The following is a 21479-nucleotide window of genomic DNA, read 5'->3' on the forward strand; positions in this document are numbered from 1 at the left end:
CGCGACACGGCCAGGCGGCCCGGAACACCGCCTGCACCGCACCGAACCTGAAGGCTGAACACCATGTCGAACACCGCCCAGACCGCGCTGGCACAACTTGCCGCGCTTGAAAACGCCACCGAATTCCACGCCCGCCACATCGGCCCTGTGGCGGCTGATCAAAACGCCATGCTCAGCGTGGTCGGCGCCGCCTCGCGCCAGGCCCTGATGGACACCATCGTGCCGGAAAGCATCCGCCGCCCGGCCGCCATGGACCTGCCCGCACCGCTGACCGAAGCCCAGGCCCTGGCCGAACTCAAGGCCATTGCCCAACAGAACCAGCTCAAGCGCAACTTCATCGGCCAGGGCTATTACGGCACGCACACGCCCGGCGTCATCCTGCGCAACATACTGGAGAACCCCGCGTGGTACACGGCCTACACGCCCTACCAGGCTGAAATCTCGCAAGGCCGCATGGAAGCCCTGGTGAACTTCCAGACCATGGTCACCGACCTGACGGGCATGGCCATTGCCAACGCCTCCATGCTGGATGAAGCCACCGCTGCGGCCGAAGCCATGACCCTGGCGGCCCGAGGCGGCAAGAGCAAGAGCACGCGCTTCGTGGTGTGCCATGACGTGTTCCCGCAGACCCTGGAAGTGATCCAGACCCGCGCCAAGCCCCTGGGCATCACCGTGGATGTGGTGCACGCCGCACAGCTGGCCCAGCACCTGGAAACCAACGACTGCTTCGCCGCCCTGATGCAGTTCCCGGGCGTGAATGGCCAGGTGCGTGACCTCAAGCCCCTGATCGATGCCCTGCACGCCAAGGGCGCCCTGGCCATTGCCTCGGCCGACCTGCTGGCCCTGACCCTGCTGACGCCCCCGGGCGAGCTGGGCGCCGACATCGCCTGCGGCACCACCCAGCGCTTCGGCATGCCCATGGGCAACGGCGGCCCGCACGCCGCCTACCTGGCCACCAAGGACGAGTTCAAGCGCTCCATGCCCGGACGCCTCGTGGGCGTGAGCGTGGACAGCCACGGCCACACCGCCTACCGCCTGGCCCTGCAGACCCGCGAGCAGCACATCCGCCGCGAAAAAGCCACCTCCAACATCTGCACGGCGCAGGTGCTGCCGGCTGTGGTGGCCAGCATGTACGCGGTCTACCACGGCCCCGAAGGCCTGCAGCGCATCGCCCTGCGCGTGGCCACCTACGCCGCTGTGCTGGCCGCTGGCCTCAAGCGCCTGGGCCAGCAGATCGTGCACACCACCTGGTTCGACACCTTGCAGGTGCTCACCGGTGACACCGCCGGCCGCGATGCCCTGATGGCCCGCGCCGTGAACGCCGGCATGAACCTGCGCGCCGCCAGCCCCGACAGCGTGACGATTTCGCTCGACGAAACCACCACCCGCCAGGACATCACCGACCTGTGGGCCGTGTTCGCCAACGGCGCCGCGCTGCCCGATTTCGACGCCTGTGTGGCCGAGGCCCAGCTGGGTCTGCCCGCCGCCCTGCGCCGCACCAGCGCCTTCATGACCCACCCGGTCTTCCACAGCCACCATTCGGAAACCGCCATGCTGCGCTACCTGCGTGGCCTGGCCGACAAGGACCTGGCCCTGGACCGCAGCATGATCCCGCTGGGCTCGTGCACCATGAAGCTCAACGCCACCAGCGAGATGATCCCCATCACCTGGCCGGAGTTTGCGCACATCCACCCCTTTGCCCCGCGTGAGCAGCTCAAGGGCTACGACCTGCTGAACGAGCAGCTGTGCAGCTGGCTGACCCAGGCCACCGGCTATGCCGGCATCAGCCTGCAGCCCAACGCCGGCTCGCAAGGCGAATACGCCGGCTTGCTGGTCATCAAGGCCTGGCACGAATCGCGTGGCGAAGGCCACCGCCACATCTGCCTGATCCCTGAAAGCGCCCACGGCACCAACCCGGCCTCGGCCCAGATGGTGGGCATGAGCGTGGTGGTCACCAAGTGCGACGCCAATGGCAACGTCGACCTCGACGACCTGAAGGCCAAGTGTGAACAGCACAGCGCCAACCTGGCCTGCGTGATGATCACCTACCCGTCCACCTATGGCGTGTTCGAAGCCCGCGTGACCGAGCTGTGCGCCCTGGTGCACCAGCACGGCGGCCGTGTGTACGTGGACGGCGCCAACATGAACGCCCTGGTCGGCCTGGCTGCACCGGGCCAGTTCGGCGGTGACGTCAGCCACCTGAACCTGCACAAGACCTTCTGCATCCCCCACGGCGGTGGCGGCCCCGGCGTGGGCCCCGTGTGCGTGGTCGATGACCTCAAGCCCTTCCTGCCCGCGCACCGCTCGGCCGGCATCGGCACCGAAGCGCAAGTGGGTGCCGTCAGCGCCGCCCCGCTGGGCAACGCCGCCGTGCTGCCCATCAGCTGGATGTACGTGCGCATGATGGGCGCCGACGGCCTGAAGGCCGCGACCGAGGTGGCCATCCTGAACGCCAACTATGTGGCGGCCCGACTGGCCGACCACTACGACATCCACTTCAGCGGCGGCCATGCCGGCGTCAAGGGTGGCGGCGTGGCCCACGAGTGCATCCTCGACCTGCGCCCCCTGAAGGACAGCAGCGGCATCAGCGCCGAAGACGTGGCCAAGCGCCTGATCGACTACGGCTTCCACGCGCCCACGCTGAGCTTCCCCGTGGCCGGCACGCTCATGGTCGAGCCCACCGAAAGCGAGTCGAAGGCCGAGCTCGACCGCTTCTGCGACGCCATGATCGCCATCCGCGACGAGATCCGCGCCGTGGAAGAAGGCCGCCTGCCGCGCGAAGACAACCCGCTCAAGAACGCGCCGCACACCGCCGCCAGCCTGATGGCCGGCGACTGGGCTCACGCCTACAGCCGAGAGCAGGCTGCCTACCCGGTGGCCTCGCTGCGCCTGCAGAAGTACTGGTCGCCCGTGGGCCGCGTGGACAACGTCTACGGTGACCGCAACCTGTTCTGCTCGTGCGTGCCCGTCGCCGACTACCAGTGAAGCAGGCGCCTGCGGGCGCCTCAGCAGGCAGGCCGCACTGGGCGGGTCACAGCCTCACCGCCGCGGTGGTGATGCTGGGGCTGGCATCGGCCCTCGCAGGTTCTGCCCTGCAGCCCCCCGTGCCGCTAGACGGCGAACGACAGGGGCCCGTGTGGGTGGGCGTGCTGCTCCTGGCTGCCTGCGTGGCGCTTGGCGCGTGGCGCTGGGCGAAAGACGCCAACCAGCGCGCCATCGCAGCGGTGGTGGCCGTGTTCGTGCTGCCGGTCATGGGCGCCACCAGCGTGCCTGACCTGCTGCACGCGGCCAACGCCGACCTGCCATGGCCGCACGCCCTCTCCAGCGAGGCCCGCCGGCAGGCCAGCCGCACCGAGGCCTTCGTGGCCCTTCAGACGCGGTCGTTGGGCAAACACCGCACGGCTCACCTGCTCGTGACACAGGTGTCAGCCGAGGCCCCCACCCTTCATCGCCAGATCAGCCGGCATCAGCTGGCAGCCTTGCAAGCCCTTCAGGACACAGGCACCCTCAAGCCCGGCATGCCGGTGCACGTGACGGTTGAACAAGGCCTGCTGGGCTGGCGCTTTGTGCGCCGCATCGACACGGCCGCGCCATAGGTCAGGCCATCAGTAGATCAGCCGATCCGGCTTGACGTCACGCAAGATGGTGGTGGCGATCTCTTCGATCGACTTGTGGGTCGAGGACAGCCATGCAATGCCCTCGCGGCGCATCATGGCCTCGGCCTGCTGCACCTCGTAGCGGCAGTTCTCCAGGCTGGCGTACTTGCTGCCTGGGCGGCGTTCATTGCGGATCTCCGACAGGCGATGCGGCTCGATGGTCAGGCCAAAGCATTTCTTCTTGAAAGGCTTGAGCATGGGCGGCAAAAAACCACGGTCGAAATCTTCCGGGATCAGCGGCACGTTGGCGGCCTTCACCCCATGTTGCATGGCGAGGTAGAGCGACGTCGGCGTCTTGCCACTGCGGCTCACGCCCACCAGCACCACGTCGGCCATCTCCAGGTTGCGCGACGACTGCCCGTCGTCGTGTTCCATCGAAAAATTGATGGCCTCGATTCGGTCGTTGTACTCGCGATCGACCGCCACATCCGAAAAGCGCCCCACCCGGTGGTTCGACTTCATGTTGAACTCGGTTTCCAGCGGCTCCACGAAGGTCTTGATCATGTCGAAGACCTTGCCCTGGCAGCCCCGGATGATCTCCAGCGCCTCTTCATTGACCAGGGTCATGAACACGATCGGGCGCTTGCCTTCGCGCTCGGCCACGTGGTTGATCTCGCGCACCACCTGATGGGCCTTGTCCACCGTGTCGATGAAGGGGCGGCGCACATGGCGCGGCTTGATGGCGAACTGCGCCAGGATGGAGTTGCCGAAGGTTTCGGCGGTGATGCCGGTGCCATCGGAGATGAAAAAGACGCTGCGATCGGACATGGTGCGCTGTGGAGCCAAGCTCTGGGGCCAGAAAGGCATCGGGGCACAACGCCCGATGCGAAGTGCCCCGATTGTGGCTCAGACGTGGCTCAGACGTGGCTCAGACCCGTGCAAGGGTCTGTGCAAACTGCATCACACCACGGTCAGCGTCACGCTGATGTTGCCGCGGGTGGCGTTCGAGTAGGGGCACACCTGGTGTGCGGCGGCCACCAGGGCCTCGGCGGCCGCTCGGTCCATGCCCGGCAGCGTGATGTTCAGGCGCACGGCAATGCCAAAGGCATTGGGGATGGGGCCGATGTCCACTTCACCGTCGATCTTGGTGCCAGCCGGCAGGGCCTTCTTCTGCTGGCCGGCCACAAAGCCCATGGCGCCCAGGAAGCAAGCCGAGTAACCGGCAGCGAACAGCTGTTCGGGGTTGGTGCCTTCACCTTTGCCGCCCATTTCCTTGGGCACCGACAGCGCAGCGTCCAGCTTGTTGTCGTTGCTGGTGGCGCGGCCGTCACGGCCTCCAGTGGCGGTGGCGTAGGCGGTGTAGACGACTTTTTCGAGGGCTTGCATGGCGATGGCTCCTGAGGGTGGGGTGAGACGGGGGGTACTGCGGCGATTCAATTGCGCGCAATTGAATTTAACGCAACTCTACAAGAAACTGACGCGCGATGCGCATGCTGCAACGAAGCCATTTCACCCGCAAGGGCATTGCATCACGCAGGGCCCCTGGCGGTGTCGGGCGCCACGTCAGCGTCAGCCATGCGCTGGCGCAAGGCATGCAAGGTGGTGCGCAAGGCCACCAGTTCGGCATCCGAGCCGCCCATCAGGCATCGCATGGCCTGGGGCACGGCACGGGCCTGGCCTTTGAGGGCCAATCCCTCGGGGGTCACCGTCACACGCACCCGGCGCTCGTCCACACTGTCGCGCGTCCGCGTCAACCAGCCTTTGCCCTCCAGACGTTTCAGCAGCGGCGTCAACGTGCCGGAATCCAGACTGAGGCGAGCACCCAGGTCACTGACCGCCAGACCATCCTGCTCCCACAACACCAGCATCACCAGGTACTGCGGGTAGGTCAGGCCCAAGGCATCGAGGTGGGGCTTGTACTGCTTGGTCACCTGCAGCGACGCGCTGTACAGCGCAAAGCACAGTTGCTGATCCAGCAGCAAGGCCAGGTCTTCTTTCGCGACATCGCGGGAAGCCGGTGCGACGTTCGGGGCGCCTTTTTTCATCTGGCCATCCTAATCGTTTCAAACAGCCCTGCAGAAGCCTTTCGCCAACCCTAGAATGTCAGTCATCTGTCCCACATTGGTGCAGGGCACACAAGCACTCCAACACGCCCACACCCGCGCGGGACCCCGGTTTTTCATCATCTGGAGTTTTTCATGTCTCAACGCTTCGAGCCGACCGCCCTGGTCGTCCCGTTTGAACAGCTGCGCATGTCCGACGTCGAGTCGGTCGGGGGCAAGAACGCCTCGCTGGGCGAGATGATCTCCCAGCTGCCCGATGGCGTGCGCGTGCCCACCGGCTTTGCCACCACGGCCCACGCCTTCCGTGAATTCCTCAAGCACGACGGCCTGACCGAGCGCATCAACCAGCGCCTGGCCACGCTCGACACCGAAGACGTCAAGGCCCTGGCCGCCGCCGGCGCCGAAATCCGCGGCTGGGTCGAAGCCCAGCCCTTCCCTGCCGACCTGGAACAGGCCATCCGCGAAGCCTTCGCCACCCTGGCGGGCGACAACCAGCAGGCGTCCTTCGCCGTGCGCTCGTCGGCCACCGCCGAAGACCTGCCCGACGCCTCGTTCGCCGGTCAGCAGGAAACCTTCCTGAACGTGGTCGGCATCGAAGACGTGCTGCACAAGATGAAGGAAGTGTTCGCCTCGCTGTACAACGACCGCGCCATTTCCTACCGCGTGCACAAGGGCTTTGCCCATGACGTGGTGGCCCTGTCCGCCGGCGTGCAGCGCATGGTGCGCTCCGACCTGGGCGCCGCTGGCGTCATGTTCACCATCGACACCGAATCGGGCTTTTCCGACGTGGTGTTCATCACCTCCAGCTACGGCCTGGGTGAAACGGTGGTGCAAGGCGCCGTGAACCCCGACGAGTTCTACGTGCACAAGCCCACCCTGAAGGCCGGCAAGCGCGCCCTGATCCGCCGCAACCTGGGCTCCAAGCTGATCAAGATGGAGTTCAGCACCGCCGAAGAAAAGGCTGCCTCGGGCAAGCTGGTGAAAACGGTGGACACCCCCACCGAGCTGCGCAACCGCTACAGCCTGACGGACGACGACGTGCTGGAGCTGGCCCGCTACGCCCTGGTGATCGAGCAGCACTACGGCCGCCCCATGGACATCGAATGGGGCAAGGACGGCACCGACGGCAAGCTCTACATCCTGCAGGCTCGTCCGGAAACCGTGAAGAGCCAGCAACAAGGCAAGACCGAGCAGCGCTACAAGCTCAAGGGCTCGAGCACCGTGCTGGCGGAAGGCCGTGCCATCGGTCAGAAGATCGGCACCGGCCCCGTGCGCATCGTGCACAGCATCACCGAGATGGACAAGGTGCAGCCCGGCGACGTGCTGGTCACCGACATGACCGACCCCAACTGGGAGCCCGTCATGAAGCGCGCCAGCGCCATCGTGACCAATCGCGGCGGGCGCACCTGCCACGCGGCCATCATCGCGCGTGAGCTGGGCATCCCGGCCGTGGTGGGCTGCGGCAACGCCACCGAGCGCCTCACCGACGGCACCCTGGTCACCGTGGCCTGCTCCGAAGGCGACACCGGCTACATCTACGACGGTCTGCTGGAAACCGAGATCACCGAGGTCACCCGTGGCGAGATGCCCCACATCGGCGTCAAGATCATGATGAACGTCGGCAACCCGCAGCTGGCTTTCGACTTCGCCCAGATGCCCAACGGCGGTGTGGGCCTGGCCCGCCTCGAGTTCATCATCAACAACAACATCGGCGTGCACCCCAAGGCCATCCTGGACTATCCGCACATCGACAACGACCTCAAGAAGGCCGTCGAATCGGTGGCCCGCGGCCATGCCTCGCCTCGCGCCTTCTACGTCGACAAGCTGGCCGAAGGTGTGGCCACCATTGCTGCGGCCTTCTACCCCAAGCCCGTCATCGTGCGCCTGTCCGACTTCAAGTCGAACGAGTACAAGAAGCTGATCGGCGGTTCGCGCTACGAGCCGGAAGAAGAAAACCCGATGCTGGGCTTCCGTGGCGCCTCGCGCTACATCTCGAAGGAGTTCGGTGAAGCCTTCGCCATGGAATGCGAGGCGCTCAAACGCGTGCGCAACGACATGGGCCTGACCAACGTCGAGATCATGGTGCCTTTCGTGCGCACCCTCAAGCAAGCCGAGCGCGTCACGGGCATGCTGGCCGACCACGGCCTGGTGCGTGCCGCCAAGGGTGGCAGCGACAACCTGCGCGTCATCATGATGTGCGAAGTGCCCAGCAACGCCATCCTGGCCGAGCAGTTCCTGGAGTTCTTCGACGGCATGTCGATCGGCTCGAACGACCTGACCCAGCTCACCCTGGGTCTGGACCGCGACTCCGGCCTGGAGCTGCTGGCCCACGATTTCGACGAGCGTGACCCGGCCGTCAAGGCCCTGATCGCCCGGGCCATCGCCGCCTGCCGCGCCACGGGCAAGTACATCGGCATCTGCGGCCAGGGCCCATCCGACCACCCCGACTTCGCCGACTGGCTGGCCGACGAGGGCATTGTGTCGATCTCGCTGAACCCCGACACGGTGGTCGACACCTGGCAACGCCTGGCCGCCCGCTGAGCGTCATTGCTGCCTGCCCCAAGCAGCCGCCCCACGGGGCGGCTTTTTCATGCTAGAATCGCAGGCTTTTCGACCGGCGGGTTTGCTGTGTCATTGCCAGAGGCCACGCGCCTCAGGGCGATGCGCGGTGCATTCGCCAACCTTGCCGCCTGCGGGTTTGACGCTTCGCGACGGCTTCCACCACCTGGAATCCACAAGGAGACTCCATGCGTCACTATGAAATCGTGCTGCTGATCCACCCGGATCAAAGCGAACAAGTTCCGGCCATGCTGGAACGCTACAAGGGTTCGATCACCGCCGCCGGCGGCAAGATCCACCGCGTGGAAGACTGGGGCCGCCGTCAACTGGCTTACCAGATCAACAAGCTGGCCAAGGCCCACTACCTGTGCCTGAACATCGAAGCCTCGAAGGAATCGCTGGCTGAACTCGAAACCGCTTTCAAGTTCAACGACGCCGTTCTGCGCCACATGACCGTCGTCAAGGAGAAGGCCGAAACCGCTCCTTCGATCATGATGAAGCAAGTCGAGCGCGAAGAGGCCCGCAAGGCCGCTCAAGACCAGCAAGCCGCTGCCTGATGCCTGGCGCATCAGGGCGTGACGTCTGGCCTGCACGATGACCGATCCGGTTCAGCCGAGCTTCAATGAAGTCCTGCTGAGCACCCAGATCGTCGAACGCAAGGCCCTGCGCTACACCCCAGCCGGTCTCCCAGCACTCGATCTGCGCCTGCACCACGAATCAACCGTCGTGGAAGCCGGCAAGCCCCGCAAGGTGGCCTGTGATCTGAACGCTGTGGCGATGGGCCCCCTGGCCGAACGACTCGGTCGCACCGACATCGGTGCCGAGCTCACGCTCAAGGGGTTTCTGGGCATGACGCGCAACGGACGCGGCGTGCTGCTGCACATCATCGAGCTTCTTTGAATTCAATACATTTCTGCACACAAGAGGTCAACCATGGCTATCACTCGTGGCAAGGGCAAGTTCTCCAAAGACCGCAAGGGCAAGCGCAACACCCAGTCGCTGCTGTTCCGTCGCAAGCGTTTCTGCCGCTTCACCGTCGCTGGCGTTGAAGAAATCGACTACAAGGACGTCGACACCCTGCGCGATTTCATCTCGGAAAACGGCAAGATCATCCCTGCTCGCCTGACCGGTACCCGCGCCATCTACCAACGTCAACTGACGACCGCCATCAAGCGCGCTCGTTTCCTGGCCCTGCTGCCGTACACCGACCAGCACAAGGCCTAAGGAGTCACTGACATGCAAATCATCCTCCTCGAAAAAGTCGCCAACCTGGGCAACCTGGGTGATGTCGTCAAGGTGAAGGACGGCTACGCTCGCAACTTCCTGATCCCTTCGGGCCGCGCTCGTCGCGCCACCGATTCGGCCATCAAGGAATTCGAAGCCCGTCGCGCCGAACTGGAAAAGGCCCAAGCTGAAAAGCTGTCCGCCGCTCAAGCCACTGGCGACAAGCTGTCGGGCAAGACCGTTTCCGTCAGCCAGAAGGCTGGCGTGGACGGCCGTCTGTTCGGCTCGGTCACCAACGCCGACATCGCTGACGCCCTGAAGGCCGCCGGCTTCGACGCCTCCAAGCAGCAAGTTCGCCTGCCCAACGGCCCCCTGAAGACCACCGGCGAGCACGCCGTGTCGGTCGCTCTGCACACCGATGTCGTCGTCGACATCACCGTGCAGGTGGTGGCTGCCGCCGAATAATTTCGGCCCGGCAACCCTGCCCACACAAAGCCGCCTTCGGGCGGCTTTTGTTTTTCCCACGTTGTCCACGGCTTTCCACCTGATTTCCCAAGGCTGCCCACAGCCTTATCCACAGGGGCCTGTGGGCAACGCCCGTATGATCAAGCCATGGCTGCCGTACTCCCCGAATCGACTCCCCTGCCCACGCCCGGCACCAGCACAGGCAGCGCCGACATCGCGCGCCTGCGCCTGCCACCGCACTCCATCGAGGCCGAGCAGAGCGTGCTCGGTGGCCTGCTGCTGGACAACTCGGCCTGGGACCGTGCCTCTGACATCCTCAACGAGACCGACTTCTACCGCCGCGAGCACCAGCTGATCTTCACGGCCGTGCAGAAACTGATCAATGCCAGCAAACCGGCTGACGTGATCACGGTGTACGAGCAGTTGCAGACCCTGGGCAAGGCCGACGAGATCGGTGGCCTGAAGTACCTGAACGATCTGGCGCAGTCGGTGCCCAGCGCGGCCAACATCCGGCGCTACGCCGAAATCGTGCGCGAGCGCGCCGTGCTGCGCAAACTGGTCACGGCCGCTGACGAGATCGCGACCCACGTGTTCGACCCGCAAGGCAAGTCGGTGTCCGACCTGCTCGACGCCGCCGAAGCCAGCATCATGAAGATCGGCGAAGAGGGCAACAAGGGCAAGCAGGGCTTCCACAACATGGACACCCTGGTGGTCGACCTGCTCGACCGCGTGCAGGAACTGGCCGACAACGGCCTGGACGACGTGACCGGGGTGCGCACCGGCTTCATCGACCTCGACAAGATGACCGCTGGCCTGCAAAAGGGCGACCTGATCATCCTGGCCGCGCGCCCTTCCATGGGCAAGACCGCCTTCGCCCTGAACATCGGCGAAAACGTGGCCGTCAACGAAGGCCTGCCCGTCTGCATCTTCTCGATGGAAATGGGTGCCTCGCAGCTGGCACTGCGGATGGTCGGCTCGATCGGCCGCATCAACCAGCAGAACCTGCGCACAGGCCGACTGACCGATGACGAATGGAGCCGCCTGAGCGAAACCGTCGAGCGCCTGAAAGACGCCAAGGTGCACATCGACGAAACGCCCGGCCTGTCGCCCAACGAACTGCGGGCCCGTGCGCGGCGCCTGGCGCGCCAGTACGGCGGCACGCTGGGCCTGATCATCATCGACTACCTGCAGCTGATGAGCGGCTCGGGAGGCAACGAGGAAAACCGCGCCACCGTGATCGGTGAAATCTCGCGGGGCCTGAAGGCGCTGGCCAAAGAGCTGCAGTGCCCGGTGATCGCGCTGTCCCAGCTGAACCGGTCGGTCGAAACCCGGCCCGACAAGCGCCCGATGATGTCCGACCTTCGCGAATCGGGCGCCATCGAGCAGGACGCCGACGTGATCATGTTCATCTACCGCGACGAGTATTACAACCGCGACTCCAAGATCCCCGGCACGGCCGAGATCATCATCGGCAAACAGCGTAACGGCCCGGTGGGCAGCATCCACCTGGCCTTCCTGAAATCGAACACGCGCTTCGAGAACCTGGCGCCTGGCACCTATGTGGGCGAAGGCGATCAGTACTGATTCTGCCCAACCCTGGCCCCATGAAAAAAGCCTCGCACTGCGAGGCTTTTTGGGTTGGCGACGGGACGCAGGTCAGTCGTCGTTTCCGCCCAACACGCCCAGGATCTGCAGCAGCGAGGTGAACACGTTGTACACGCTCAGGTAGATCGACAGGGTGGCCGTGACGTAGTTGGTCTCGCCGCCATCGATGATGCGCTTGAGGTCGTACAGGATGAAGGCCGAGAAGATCACCACAGCCAAAGCCGAGATGGTCAGCATCAGGGCAGGCATCTTCAGGAAGATGTTGGCCACGGCAGCCACCATCAGCACGACGGCACCGATCATCAGCCATTTGCCCAGGCCGGCCAGGTCACGCTTCATGGTGCTGGCCATCGTGGCCATGCCGGCGAAGACCAGCGCGGTGCCACCGAAGGCCGTGGCGATCAGTTGGGCGCCATTGCTGAAGCCCAGCACGGCACCGATCAGGCGCGACATCATCAGGCCCATGAAGAAGGTGAAGCCCAGCAGCAGCAACACGCCCACGCCGGAGTTCTTGAACTTCTCGATGGCAAAGAAGAAGCCGAAGGCAACGCCCATGAACACGAGCATGCCGATCAGGGGGCTGCCCGCGAAAAAACTGAAGCCCATCTGCACGCCCAACCAGGCACCCAGCACGGTGGGCACCATCGACAGGGCCAGCAGGGCGTAGGTGTTGCGCAGCACGCGCTGGCGTTGGGCCGACAGCGCACCGCCGTAAGCCACATCAAGAGTTTTCAGGGATTGGTCCATGGTGATCTCCGTTCAAGCACCGAGGCTTGCCAGTTGGCATGCAGCCTCTGCAAGTTTCGGTTCATTTTAGTACCAGAAACGCATGCGTATGTCAGACAAGACGCCGACGCATCGATTCATACAGGCAAATGGAGGCGGCAGCCCCCACATTCAAGGATTCTTCACCGCCCGGCTGCGGAATGCCCACCGTCATGGCGCAACGGGCCATCAGTGCGGCCTGCACACCCTGCCCTTCATGCCCCATCACCCAGGCGCAGGGTTCGGGCAAGGGAGCCTGGTGCAGTTGATGATCGGCGTGCGAACTGGTGGCCACCAGGGGCACTTGCAGGGCATCCAGCGCCTCCAGGGGGCTCTGTTCCACCAGGTGCAAGGCCCAGTGCGCGCCCATGCCGGCCCGCAGCACCTTGGGCGACCACAAGGCCGCTGTGCCCTTGAGCGCCACCACCTGCTGCACACCAAGGGCCGACGCACTGCGCAGCACCGTGCCCACGTTGCCCGCATCCTGCAGCCGGTCCAGCACCACCGTGCGCAGACCCGGGCGAACGGCCGTGTCTTGCGGCAGGGGCAGCACGAAGCCCAGGCGTGCGGGTGATTCCAGCGACGACACCGTGCGCATCAGGGCCTCGGGCAACACCACCACCTTGCGGGCCTGCTCGGCCAGCTGGCTCAAGCGTTGGGCCACCGGGTCGGTGGTGGCGCCCTGCCCCTGCTCGCCGCACCAGGCGGTGTCGGCGATCACGGCCAGCGGCACGGCTTGCCCACGTTGCAAGGCAGCGTCGCACAGGTGGTCACCCTCCACCCACAGCTCGCCCAGCTTGCGGTAAGCGCCGGGGTCGGCCACCAGCTTGCGCAACTTCTGCAGCAGCGGGTTGTCGCGGGAGGTGATGGCTTGAACGATGGGCATGGGGGTGAAACGGGCCACTCAGGCGCGTGCAGCGGCGGCCACGCGCACAGGCGCGAAGCTTTGGCGGTGGTCAGGGCAAGGCCCCAGGGTCTGCAGGGCTTGCAGGTGGTCGGGCGTGGGGTAGCCCTTGTGGGTGGCGAAGCCATAGCCCGGGTGGCGGGCATGCAGGTCGTCGCACAGGCGGTCACGGTGCACCTTGGCCAAAATGGACGCCGCCGCGATGCAGGCCACCTTGGCATCGCCCTTGACGATGGCCTCGGCCGGTACATTCAACACCGGGATGCGGTTGCCGTCGACCAGCACCTGGGCCGGCCGCAGGCGCAGGCCCTCCACGGCCCGGCGCATGGCCAGCATGGTGGCCTGCAAGATGTTGAGCTGGTCGATCTCCGCCACGCTGGCCTCGGCGATGCTGCAACACAGCGCCTTGGCCCGGATCTCGTCGAAAAGCTGCTCGCGGCGGGCGGCCGTGAGCTTTTTCGAGTCGTTCAAGCCAGCGATCGGGTGCTGGTCGTCCAGGATGACGGCAGCGGCCACCACCGGCCCGGCCAGGGGGCCACGGCCGGCCTCGTCCACCCCGGCGATCAGGCCCGAGGGCGTCCACAGCAGGTCCAGCTGCTGGGGCTCAGCGGCTTTCAAGGACTTTCGCGATCGCATCGCTGGCGCAGCGGCCGGTGTCCCGGCGCAAGGTGTTGTGCATCTCGGCAAAGCGGCCCTGCACCGCCTCCATGCGAGCCGGCTGATCAAACCACGCCAGGCAGTCCTGGGCCAGTTGCTGAGGGCTGGCGGCATCCTGAAGGCGTTCTGGCACCACGAAATCACGGGCCAGGATGTTGGGCAGCCCCACCCAGGGCAGGTAGCCCATGTGGCGCATCAGCTGCCAGCTCATCCAGCCCAGGCGATAGGCGATCACCATGGGGCGCTTGAACAAGGCCGCCTCCAGGGTGGCGGTGCCACTGGCGATCAGGGTCACGTCGCAGGCGGCCAGGGCCTCGTGCGAACGGCCGTCGAGCACCTGCAAGGGCGCGTCGGGGCAATGCTCGCGCACCATGGGTTCGACCATGTCACGCAGGCCGGGCACCACCGGCATCACGAACTGCATGTCAGGGCGCTGGCGAGCCAGCACGGCCACGGTCTGCAAGAAGGCCGGTGCGATGTGCTGGATTTCAGAGCGGCGGCTGCCCGGCAGCACGGCCAGCACCGGGGCATCGGCTGTCAGGCCCAATGCAGCGCGCGCGGGCGCCTTCGGCGCTTCCATCGGGATGGTGTCGGCCAGGGGGTGGCCCACGAAAGTGGCCGCAATGCCCTTGGCCTGGTACAGCTCGGGCTCGAAAGGGAACAGACACAGCACATGGTCGGTCGAGCGTGCGATCTTGTCGATGCGCCCACCTCGCCAGGCCCAGATCGAGGGGCTGACGAAATGCACCGTGCGAATGCCGCCCTCTTTCAGTCGACGCTCCAGCCCGAAGTTGAAATCGGGGGCATCGACCCCCACGAACACATCGGGCCGCTCGGCCAGCAGGCGATCGCCCAACTGGTCACGGATGCCTGAGAGCTCTCGGTAATGCCGCAAGGCATCGACAAAGCCGAACACCGACAGCTTGTGGTGGGGCCACCAGGCGTCAAAGCCCTGAGCCGCCATCTTGGGCCCGCCAATGCCGAAGGCCGACATGCCCGGGAAACGCTGCTTGAGCCCACCCAGCAGCAGGCCGGCCAGCAGATCACCCGAGGCCTCGCCGGCCACCATGCCCATGCGTGGTGCCATGGGCTCAGCGCACGATGCCGCGCGTGGCGGTGGCCAGGAAGTCGATCACCGACTGCACATCGGCCTGGGCTTCAGGGCGGGCCAGGGCCAGCTCGGCCAGCTGGGCCTTGGCGGCCTCCAGGGTCAGGCCCTGGCGGTAGATGATTTTGTACAGCTGCTTGACCGCGGCAATGCGCTCGGCCGAGAAGCCGCGGCGACGCAGCCCTTCCACGTTGAAGCCGCTGGCCTCACAGGGGTTGCCCTGCACCATCATGAACGGCGGCACGTCTTGCGCCAGGCGGGTCTGGAAGCCCACCATGGCGTGCGCGCCAATGCGCACGAACTGGTGCACGCCGGTCAGGCCGCCCACGATCACCCAGTCGCCCACGTGCACGTGGCCCGCCAGGGTGGCGTTGTTGGCCAGGATCAGGTGGTTGCCCAGCTGGCAGTCATGGGCCACGTGCACGTAGGCCATGACCCAGTTGTCATCGCCCACGCGCGTGATGCCTTCGTCCTGCGTGGTGCCGGTGTTGAAGGTGCAGAACTCGCGGATGGTGTTGCGATCACCGATGATCAGCTGCGTGGGTTCGCCCCTGTACTTCTTGTCCTGGGGCGCCGCACCGATGGAGGCGAACTGGAAGATCTGGTTGTCGCGGCCGATGGTGGTGTGGCCTTCGACCACGCAATGCGCGCCGATGGACGTGCCTTCGCCGATCACGACATTCGGGCCGATCACGGCATAAGGCCCCACGCTGACCGAGTCGGCCAGCTGGGCCTTGGGGTCGACCAGAGCGGTCGGGTGGATGGTGGCCATCTTGCCCCCTTCAGTCGATGCGACGCATGGTGCACATCAGGTCGGCCTCGACCGCCACCTGCTCGTCCACCAGGCCCTTGGCCTTGAACTTGTAGATGCCCGCCTTGGCGCGTTCGATCTGCACATCCAGGATGAGCTGATCACCCGGCTCGACCGGGCGCTTGAAACGCGCGTTGTCGATGCCCACGAAGTAGTACACCGACTTGTCGTCGCTGACGATGCCGCGGGTGGAAAACGCCAGCAGGGCCGCGGCCTGGGCCAGGGCTTCGAGCATCATCACGCCCGGCATGACCGGACGGTGCGGGAAGTGCCCCTGGAAGAAGGGCTCGTTGAACGTGACGTTCTTCAGGGCACGGATGCGATTGTGATCGTCCGTGATCTCCAGCACCCGGTCCACCAGCAGGATGGGATAGCGGTGGGGCAGGAGTTCCAGAATCTTGTGGATGTCCATCATTCGTTCTTGTTGCATGCTTTCTCCAGCGCGCGCAGGCGCTCTCGCAACTTCGCGAGGTTCTTGACCGTGGCCGCGTTCTTCTCCCAGTCGGCATGGGTGTCGAGTGGGAAGACGCCGGTGTAGTGGCCCGCCTGGTTGAGCGACCGCGTCACGGTGGTGGCCACCGAGATGTGCACGCGGTCGGCCAGTTCCAGGTGGCCGATGATGTTGGCCGCACCGCCCACGGTGCAGTGCTTGCCAATGACCGTGCTACCGGCCACACCCACGTTGGCGGCCATGGCGGAATGCTCGCCGATGCGCACGTTGTGGGCGATCTGAATGAGGTTGTCGAGCTTCACACCCTGCTCGATCACGGTGTCGCTCAGGGCGCCACGGTCGATGCAGGTGTTGGCGCCAATCTCGACGTCGTCGCCGATGTGCACGGCGCCGAGTTGTTCGATTTTTTCCCAGCGGCCCTGGTGCGGCGCAAAGCCGAAACCGTCTGCACCGATCACCGCCCCGCTGTGCACGATGCAGCGCGCGCCCAGCACGCAATCGAAGCCGATGGTCACGCGGGCCGACAGGCGGGTGCCTGCACCGATGCGAGCGTTGCGACCGACCACGCAGTGCGGGCCGATCACGGCGCCCTCGCCCACCACGGCACCGGCTTCGATCACCGCCAGCGGCCCGACCGACACGCCAGCGCCCAGCACGGCCGAGGCGTCGACCACGGCGCCGGGGTGCACCACGGCGGTCGCCGCCGGACGCACACGACGCGCCCACCACTGGGTCAGGCGTGCGAAATACAGGTAGGGGTCGGGCGTGACGATGGCCGCGCCACGGGCAGCGGCTTCATCTTTCACCGCCGGCGCCACGATCACGCAAGCGGCCCGGGTGGTCTGCAACTGGGCCTTGTACTTCGGGTTCGCCAGAAACGAAATGCAGCCGCTGTCGGCTGCATCGAGAGAGGCGATCTGGCGAATCGTCTGGTCGGGCGACCCCAGAAGCTCGCCTCCCAGCTCGGCCACCAGGTCCCCCAGGCGCACCGGGGGATCAAGCTCGGCAACGCTCACTTGGCCGGGGCTCCCAGGGCCTTGATCACGCGGTCGGTGATGTCCACTCGGGGGCTGGCGAACACGGCTTCCTGCAGAATCAGGTCGTACTTTTCCTGGTCGAAGATCTGCTTGACCACCTTGTTGGCACGGTCCAGCACACCCGACAGCTCTTCGTTCTTGCGCTGGCTCAGGTCTTCCTGGAACTCGCGGCTTCGGCGCTTGAGTTCGCGGTCTTGTTCGACCAGGTCGCGCTGACGGCGAGCACGCTCGGACTCGGACAGCGTGGGCGCGTCCTTTTCGAACTTGTCGGAGGCGGCCTTCAGACGCTGAGCAGCATCGTTGAGCTCTTTTTCTCGGCGGCTGAATTCCTGCTCCAGCTTGGACTGGGCAGCCTTGGCCGGTGCGGCATCGCGCAGCACGCGGTCGATGTTCACGTAGCCGATCTTGATTTCCTGGGCGGCCAGGCTGGTTGCCCCGAAGGCAAGCGCCAGGGCGCACAGGGAGGAAGCAATCCGTGTCATGGTCAGAAGGCGGTCCCGATCTGGAACTGGAGTTTCTGGATTTTATCCTGATCGAACTTGCGAACGGGCTGGCCGTAGCTGAGCTTGAGCGGACCGATGGGCGAAATCCAGCTGATGCCGATGCCCACGGAGGCGCGCAAATCGTCGACCGAAGGCGTCTGGTTCTCACCCCAGACGTTGCCCATGTCGGCGTAACCGAACAGGCGCAAGGTGCGGTCATTGCCCGAGCCGGGGAACGGCACGTACAGCTCGGTGTTGACGTTCACGCGCTGCGTACCGCCCACGTAGGAACCTTCGATGTCGACCGGGCCCAGCGAGTTCTGGTCGAACCCGCGCACCGTGCCCAGGCCACCCCCGTTGAAGTTCTTGAACACCGGGTACGGCTTGCCCGACAGGCCCTTGCCGTAGCCGAATTCGGCATTGAAACCCAGGGTGTAAGCCTTGGACAGCGGCCAATACTGCTGGAACTGGTAGTTCGACTTCACGTAGCGGGTGTCACCGGCCACGCCCAGCTCGACGTTCACGCGCTGGTAGCGGCCATCGGTGGGCACCAGCACACTGTCGCGACCGTCTCGCTGCCAGCCCACGGTCAGCGGGATGCTCAGGCTCTTGTCGCCGAACTGCTGGCGGTAGCGCTCGTAGCTCACGGGCAGGCCAATGCCACCCACGATCTCGGTCTGCTCGGCACCCACGCCGAAGAACACGGTATCCAGTTCGGTGAACGGCACGCCGAAACGCACGGCCGCACCGGGAGTGATCAGCTCGTAGGTGCCGCCCTGGCTGGTCAGGGGCTTGGTGGTGCGGTAGAACACATCGACCGACCGCGAAATGCCGATGTCGGTGAAATACGGATCGACCGTGGAGACCACCAGCGTGCGGTTCGAGCGAGAGGTGTTCACTTCCAGGCCGAGGTAGTTACCCGAGCCGAACACGTTTTCCTGTTTGATCGAGGCCGACAGCGAGAGCTTGTCAGCACTCGAGAAGCCAGCGCCCAGCATCAGGTTGCCCGTGGGCTTTTCTTCCACGCTCAGCGTCAGGTCGACCTGGTCCTGCGTACCGGGCACTTCAGCCGTGTCCACCGACACCTGCTTGAAGTAGCCCAGGCGGTCCACGCGGTCACGCGAGGCCTTGATCTTGGCGCCGTCATACCAGGCCGACTCGAACTGGCGGAATTCGCGGCGAATGACCTCGTCACGGGTGCGCGAGTTGCCAGCCACATTCACACGGCGCACATACGCACGGCGAGATGGGTTGGCCTGCAGCACGGCCACAACCTGCCCCTTTTCACGGTCAGCCTCGGGCTTGAAATCAACGCGGGCGAAAGCGTAGCCGAATGCCGCGTACTTGTCGGTGAAGGCCTTGACCGTGGCCGCCACGTCTTCGGCCTTGTAAGGCTGACCTGGCGTGACGGTGACCAGCGAGCGGAACTCTTCTTCCTTGCCCAGGAAATCACCTTCCAGGCGCACCTGGGTGACGGTGTATTTCACGCCTTCGACCACGTTGATGGTGATCGAAATGTCCTGCTTGTCAGGCGAAATGGCCACCTGGGTCGATTCGATGCGGAAATCGAGGTAACCGCGATTCTGGTAGTAGGCGCGGATGGTTTCCAGGTCGGCGTTGAGCTTGGCGCGCGAGTACTGATCCGACTTGGTGTACCAGCTGAGCCAGCCGCCGGTCTGCAACTCCATCAGGCCCCTGAGCGTGCTTTCGCTGAAGGCCGAACTGCCGGTCACCTTGATCTGGCGGATCTTGGCCACTTCGCCTTCGTTCACGCTGAAGGTGACGTTGATGCGGTTGCGCTCGACAGGGGTGATGGTGGTGACCACTTCGGCACCGTACAGGCTGCGCGACAGGTACTGGCGCTTGAGCTCCTGCTCGGCGCGGTCGGCCTGGGCCCGGTCAAACGGCATGCCTTCGCCGATGCCGATGTCCTTCAGGGCCTTGACCAGCACGTCCTTGTCGAATTCCTTGGTGCCCGAAAACTCGACCCGAGAGATCACAGGGCGCTCTTCCACGACGACCACGACCACATTGCCGTCGATCTGGATGCGCACGTCCTTGAACAGGCCGGTGCCGAACAGGGCACGCAGGCCCGCGGCCCCCTTGTCGTCGGTGTAGGTGTCGCCCACGCGGAAGGGCAAGGCCCCGAACACGGTGCCGGCGTCGGCGCGCTGCAGGCCCTCGACACGGATGTCCTTGAGGACGAAGGGCTCGACGGCCCAGACCGACACATGGGACATCGCAGCGAACAGGGCTGCGGCAAAGGTCGGCTTGAGCCGGAACGATTTCTTCGTTTGCATGAAGTTCAGTGCATGCCCAGGATTCGGGCCAGATCGTTGTAAAGAGCCAGTGACATCATGAAAAGCATGACGGCCACGCCGCCACGCTGCAGCCGCTGGAGCCACAGCTCGGAGACTGGCCGTCCGGTCACGCCTTCGAAAAGATAATACATGAGGTGCCCACCATCGAGGACCGGCAGCGGCAACAGGTTGAGCACGCCCAGGCTCACGCTGACCACCGCCAGAAAGCCCAGGTAATAGCTCAGGCCCAGTTCGGCCGACTTGCCAGCGTAGTCGGCAATGGTCAGCGGGCCGCTCAGGTTCTTGAGCGAGGCCTGCCCGATCAGCATCTTGCCCAGCATGTCGAGCGAAGTGACCGACATGTCCCAGGTTTTCTGCAAGGCGCGCCCGAGACCTTCGGTGAAGCCGTAGCGCACGTCGATCATCTCGGGGGCGCGCCCCACTTCGGCCTGGATGCGGGGCACCATGCGTGAGCCGTCGTCTTTCAGCGTGGGCAGCACCTGCAGCGTCACCACACGGCCCTGGCGCTCGACCACGAATTCCACCGAGCGGGCCTTGCCGTCGACCGCGCTGTCGCGGATCAACTGGCGGGCACGGGCCGCGTCGCCCACGGCCTGGCCATTGACCTTCAAGATGACATCACCCGTGCGGAGCCCGGCCTGCTCGGCAGGGCCGCCTTCGAACACCTTGCCGATCACGGGAGGAGCGTAGGGGCCTGCCAGGCCCAGGCGATCCATCAGGCGTGCATCGACATCGGCGGGCGGCACGCTGGAGGTGGCCATCTGCAGGATCAGGGGCTCACCCGCTTGTCGACGAACCTGCAGCCACAGGTCGTCACCGGCCAGCACAGCCTGGGTGAGCTGCCACTGCAGGTCGCTCATGGAACGCAGGCTCTGCCAGTCGCGGGCATCGGCGGCATCACCCTGCCCCGGCATCAGCGCGCTGCCCTCGGTCTTCACCGCCACAGCCTGGATCTCATCACCGGCTTTCAGACCGGCCTGGGCCGCCACCGAGGCCACCACGGGCTCGGCCATGCGCGGCACCAGCTCTTTCACGCCCAGCCAGTTCACCAGCGCATACAGCAGCACGGCCAGCAGCAGGTTGGCGGCCGGGCCTGCGGCCACGATGAAGGCACGCTGGCGCAACGATTTGTTGTTGAAGGCACGGTCGCGTTCGCCAGAGGGCACTTCGCCCTCGCGCCCGTCGAGCATCTTCACGTAGCCACCCAGCGGCAGGGCAGCCACGACGAACTCGGTTTCCCCGCGCTGGCGGGACCACAGCACGCGGCCGAAGCCCACCGAAAAGCGCAGCACCTTCACATTGCAGGCCACAGCGGCACGGTAGTGCCCGTACTCGTGGATCACCACGAGCACACCGATCGTCACCAGAAATGCCAGGACGGTCATCAGCATCTTCGAACTCCTGCGCCCGGTGGGCGCATCTGCGTCAGCG

General features: G+C 65.3%; 21 protein-coding genes. 8 read left to right on the forward strand and 13 right to left on the reverse strand.

Annotation, left to right across the window (positions count from 1 at the left end; all coding sequences use genetic code 11):
- The first annotated feature begins 63 nt into the window (after positions 1-63).
- Both gcvP and EYS42_RS04340 read left to right on the forward strand, forming a co-directional pair.
- On the forward strand, positions 64-2985 hold the full coding sequence (gcvP, locus tag EYS42_RS04335) for an aminomethyl-transferring glycine dehydrogenase (RefSeq protein WP_130966650.1): 2922 nt from the start codon (positions 64-66) through the stop codon (positions 2983-2985).
- On the forward strand, positions 2958-3596 hold the full coding sequence (locus tag EYS42_RS04340) for a hypothetical protein (RefSeq protein ID WP_165456629.1): 639 nt from the start codon (positions 2958-2960) through the stop codon (positions 3594-3596). The genes gcvP and EYS42_RS04340 overlap by 28 nt, the downstream gene beginning before the upstream one ends.
- Before the next feature lie 9 nt (positions 3597-3605).
- Here EYS42_RS04340 and ppsR read toward each other — a convergent pair whose 3' ends face one another.
- The 3 genes from ppsR to EYS42_RS04355 all read right to left on the reverse strand — a co-directional run bounded on the left by ppsR (position 3606) and on the right by EYS42_RS04355 (position 5641).
- A complete protein-coding gene (ppsR, locus tag EYS42_RS04345; RefSeq protein WP_130966652.1) occupies positions 3606-4424 on the reverse strand; it encodes a posphoenolpyruvate synthetase regulatory kinase/phosphorylase PpsR in 819 nt (272 codons plus the stop codon).
- A gap of 132 nt (positions 4425-4556) precedes the next feature.
- A complete protein-coding gene (locus EYS42_RS04350; RefSeq protein ID WP_130966653.1) occupies positions 4557-4982 on the reverse strand; it encodes an organic hydroperoxide resistance protein in 426 nt (141 codons plus the stop codon).
- 143 nt (positions 4983-5125) lie between these two features.
- Entirely contained in the window at positions 5126-5641 is a 516-nt protein-coding gene (locus tag EYS42_RS04355; RefSeq protein WP_130966654.1) for a MarR family winged helix-turn-helix transcriptional regulator, read from the reverse strand.
- Positions 5642-5794: 153 nt separating this feature from the next.
- On the opposite strand from EYS42_RS04355, the gene ppsA reads away from it, so the two are divergent.
- The 6 genes from ppsA (at position 5795) to dnaB (ending at position 11491) form a co-directional block, all read left to right on the forward strand.
- Positions 5795-8200: a phosphoenolpyruvate synthase gene (ppsA, locus tag EYS42_RS04360; RefSeq protein ID WP_130966655.1), complete on the forward strand. Its 2406-nt coding sequence runs from the start codon at positions 5795-5797 to the stop codon at positions 8198-8200.
- Positions 8201-8406: 206 nt separating this feature from the next.
- Positions 8407-8775, forward strand: a complete 369-nt coding sequence (gene rpsF / locus EYS42_RS04365) for a 30S ribosomal protein S6 (protein ID WP_130966656.1) — start codon at positions 8407-8409, stop codon at positions 8773-8775.
- A gap of 37 nt (positions 8776-8812) precedes the next feature.
- Positions 8813-9118: a primosomal replication protein N gene (gene priB, locus EYS42_RS04370; protein ID WP_130966657.1), complete on the forward strand. Its 306-nt coding sequence runs from the start codon at positions 8813-8815 to the stop codon at positions 9116-9118.
- 33 nt (positions 9119-9151) lie between these two features.
- Positions 9152-9442 (forward strand): 30S ribosomal protein S18, encoded by a 291-nt coding sequence (gene rpsR, locus EYS42_RS04375; RefSeq protein WP_130966658.1) that lies wholly within the window; start codon positions 9152-9154, stop codon positions 9440-9442.
- Positions 9443-9454: 12 nt separating this feature from the next.
- Positions 9455-9907, forward strand: coding sequence for a 50S ribosomal protein L9 (rplI, locus tag EYS42_RS04380; RefSeq protein ID WP_130966659.1), 453 nt, complete (start codon positions 9455-9457; stop codon positions 9905-9907).
- A gap of 147 nt (positions 9908-10054) precedes the next feature.
- Entirely contained in the window at positions 10055-11491 is a 1437-nt protein-coding gene (gene dnaB / locus EYS42_RS04385) for a replicative DNA helicase (protein WP_130966660.1), read from the forward strand.
- A 72-nt stretch (positions 11492-11563) separates the two neighbouring features.
- Here the strand turns inward: dnaB and EYS42_RS04390 are convergent, their stop codons facing one another.
- The 10 genes from EYS42_RS04390 to rseP all read right to left on the reverse strand — a co-directional run bounded on the left by EYS42_RS04390 (position 11564) and on the right by rseP (position 21439).
- Positions 11564-12259, reverse strand: coding sequence for a Bax inhibitor-1 family protein (locus EYS42_RS04390; RefSeq protein ID WP_130966661.1), 696 nt, complete (start codon positions 12257-12259; stop codon positions 11564-11566).
- A gap of 91 nt (positions 12260-12350) precedes the next feature.
- Positions 12351-13163 carry a TrmH family RNA methyltransferase gene (locus EYS42_RS04395; protein ID WP_130966662.1) on the reverse strand — a complete coding sequence of 271 codons (813 nt, stop codon included), beginning with the start codon at positions 13161-13163 and terminating at the stop codon, positions 12351-12353.
- 18 nt (positions 13164-13181) lie between these two features.
- On the reverse strand, positions 13182-13817 hold the full coding sequence (gene rnhB / locus EYS42_RS04400; protein ID WP_130966663.1) for a ribonuclease HII: 636 nt from the start codon (positions 13815-13817) through the stop codon (positions 13182-13184).
- Positions 13786-14925, reverse strand: a complete 1140-nt coding sequence (lpxB, locus tag EYS42_RS04405; protein WP_245503501.1) for a lipid-A-disaccharide synthase — start codon at positions 14923-14925, stop codon at positions 13786-13788. Before lpxB ends, rnhB begins: the two co-directional genes overlap by 32 nt.
- Before the next feature lie 4 nt (positions 14926-14929).
- Positions 14930-15718: an acyl-ACP--UDP-N-acetylglucosamine O-acyltransferase gene (gene lpxA / locus EYS42_RS04410; RefSeq protein ID WP_130966664.1), complete on the reverse strand. Its 789-nt coding sequence runs from the start codon at positions 15716-15718 to the stop codon at positions 14930-14932.
- Positions 15719-15728: 10 nt separating this feature from the next.
- Positions 15729-16172: a 3-hydroxyacyl-ACP dehydratase FabZ gene (gene fabZ / locus EYS42_RS04415; protein WP_130967299.1), complete on the reverse strand. Its 444-nt coding sequence runs from the start codon at positions 16170-16172 to the stop codon at positions 15729-15731.
- Positions 16169-17224 (reverse strand): UDP-3-O-(3-hydroxymyristoyl)glucosamine N-acyltransferase, encoded by a 1056-nt coding sequence (gene lpxD / locus EYS42_RS04420; protein ID WP_425358864.1) that lies wholly within the window; start codon positions 17222-17224, stop codon positions 16169-16171. Before lpxD ends, fabZ begins: the two co-directional genes overlap by 4 nt.
- Entirely contained in the window at positions 17221-17727 is a 507-nt protein-coding gene (locus EYS42_RS04425; RefSeq protein ID WP_130966665.1) for an OmpH/Skp family outer membrane protein, read from the reverse strand. Before EYS42_RS04425 ends, lpxD begins: the two co-directional genes overlap by 4 nt.
- A 2-nt stretch (positions 17728-17729) precedes the next feature.
- On the reverse strand, positions 17730-20027 hold the full coding sequence (gene bamA, locus EYS42_RS04430) for an outer membrane protein assembly factor BamA (RefSeq protein WP_130966666.1): 2298 nt from the start codon (positions 20025-20027) through the stop codon (positions 17730-17732).
- 5 nt (positions 20028-20032) lie between these two features.
- Positions 20033-21439, reverse strand: a complete 1407-nt coding sequence (gene rseP, locus EYS42_RS04435; RefSeq protein WP_130966667.1) for an RIP metalloprotease RseP — start codon at positions 21437-21439, stop codon at positions 20033-20035.
- Positions 21440-21479 lie beyond the last annotated feature (40 nt).

It is taken from the genome of Aquabacterium lacunae, from assembly GCF_004310865.1.
In the GTDB taxonomy this organism is placed as follows: domain Bacteria; phylum Pseudomonadota; class Gammaproteobacteria; order Burkholderiales; family Burkholderiaceae_C; genus Aquabacterium; species Aquabacterium lacunae.

Excerpts from the sequence above, each read along its gene's own strand:
- gcvP (WP_130966650.1), top strand. The coding sequence starts at position 64 with ATGTCGAACACCGCCCAGACCGCGCTGGCACAACTTGCCGCGCTTGAA.
- ppsR (WP_130966652.1), bottom strand. The coding sequence starts at position 4,424 with ATGTCCGATCGCAGCGTCTTTTTCATCTCCGATGGCACCGGCATCACC.
- EYS42_RS04350 (WP_130966653.1), bottom strand. The coding sequence starts at position 4,982 with ATGCAAGCCCTCGAAAAAGTCGTCTACACCGCCTACGCCACCGCCACT.
- EYS42_RS04355 (WP_130966654.1), bottom strand. The coding sequence starts at position 5,641 with ATGAAAAAAGGCGCCCCGAACGTCGCACCGGCTTCCCGCGATGTCGCG.
- ppsA (WP_130966655.1), top strand. The coding sequence starts at position 5,795 with ATGTCTCAACGCTTCGAGCCGACCGCCCTGGTCGTCCCGTTTGAACAG.
- rpsF (WP_130966656.1), top strand. The coding sequence starts at position 8,407 with ATGCGTCACTATGAAATCGTGCTGCTGATCCACCCGGATCAAAGCGAA.
- priB (WP_130966657.1), top strand. The coding sequence starts at position 8,813 with ATGACCGATCCGGTTCAGCCGAGCTTCAATGAAGTCCTGCTGAGCACC.
- rpsR (WP_130966658.1), top strand. The coding sequence starts at position 9,152 with ATGGCTATCACTCGTGGCAAGGGCAAGTTCTCCAAAGACCGCAAGGGC.
- rplI (WP_130966659.1), top strand. The coding sequence starts at position 9,455 with ATGCAAATCATCCTCCTCGAAAAAGTCGCCAACCTGGGCAACCTGGGT.
- dnaB (WP_130966660.1), top strand. The coding sequence starts at position 10,055 with ATGGCTGCCGTACTCCCCGAATCGACTCCCCTGCCCACGCCCGGCACC.
- EYS42_RS04390 (WP_130966661.1), bottom strand. The coding sequence starts at position 12,259 with ATGGACCAATCCCTGAAAACTCTTGATGTGGCTTACGGCGGTGCGCTG.
- EYS42_RS04395 (WP_130966662.1), bottom strand. The coding sequence starts at position 13,163 with ATGCCCATCGTTCAAGCCATCACCTCCCGCGACAACCCGCTGCTGCAG.
- rnhB (WP_130966663.1), bottom strand. The coding sequence starts at position 13,817 with ATGCGATCGCGAAAGTCCTTGAAAGCCGCTGAGCCCCAGCAGCTGGAC.
- lpxB (WP_245503501.1), bottom strand. The coding sequence starts at position 14,925 with ATGGCACCACGCATGGGCATGGTGGCCGGCGAGGCCTCGGGTGATCTG.
- lpxA (WP_130966664.1), bottom strand. The coding sequence starts at position 15,718 with ATGGCCACCATCCACCCGACCGCTCTGGTCGACCCCAAGGCCCAGCTG.
- fabZ (WP_130967299.1), bottom strand. The coding sequence starts at position 16,172 with ATGATGGACATCCACAAGATTCTGGAACTCCTGCCCCACCGCTATCCC.
- EYS42_RS04425 (WP_130966665.1), bottom strand. The coding sequence starts at position 17,727 with ATGACACGGATTGCTTCCTCCCTGTGCGCCCTGGCGCTTGCCTTCGGG.
- bamA (WP_130966666.1), bottom strand. The coding sequence starts at position 20,027 with ATGCAAACGAAGAAATCGTTCCGGCTCAAGCCGACCTTTGCCGCAGCC.
- rseP (WP_130966667.1), bottom strand. The coding sequence starts at position 21,439 with ATGCTGATGACCGTCCTGGCATTTCTGGTGACGATCGGTGTGCTCGTG.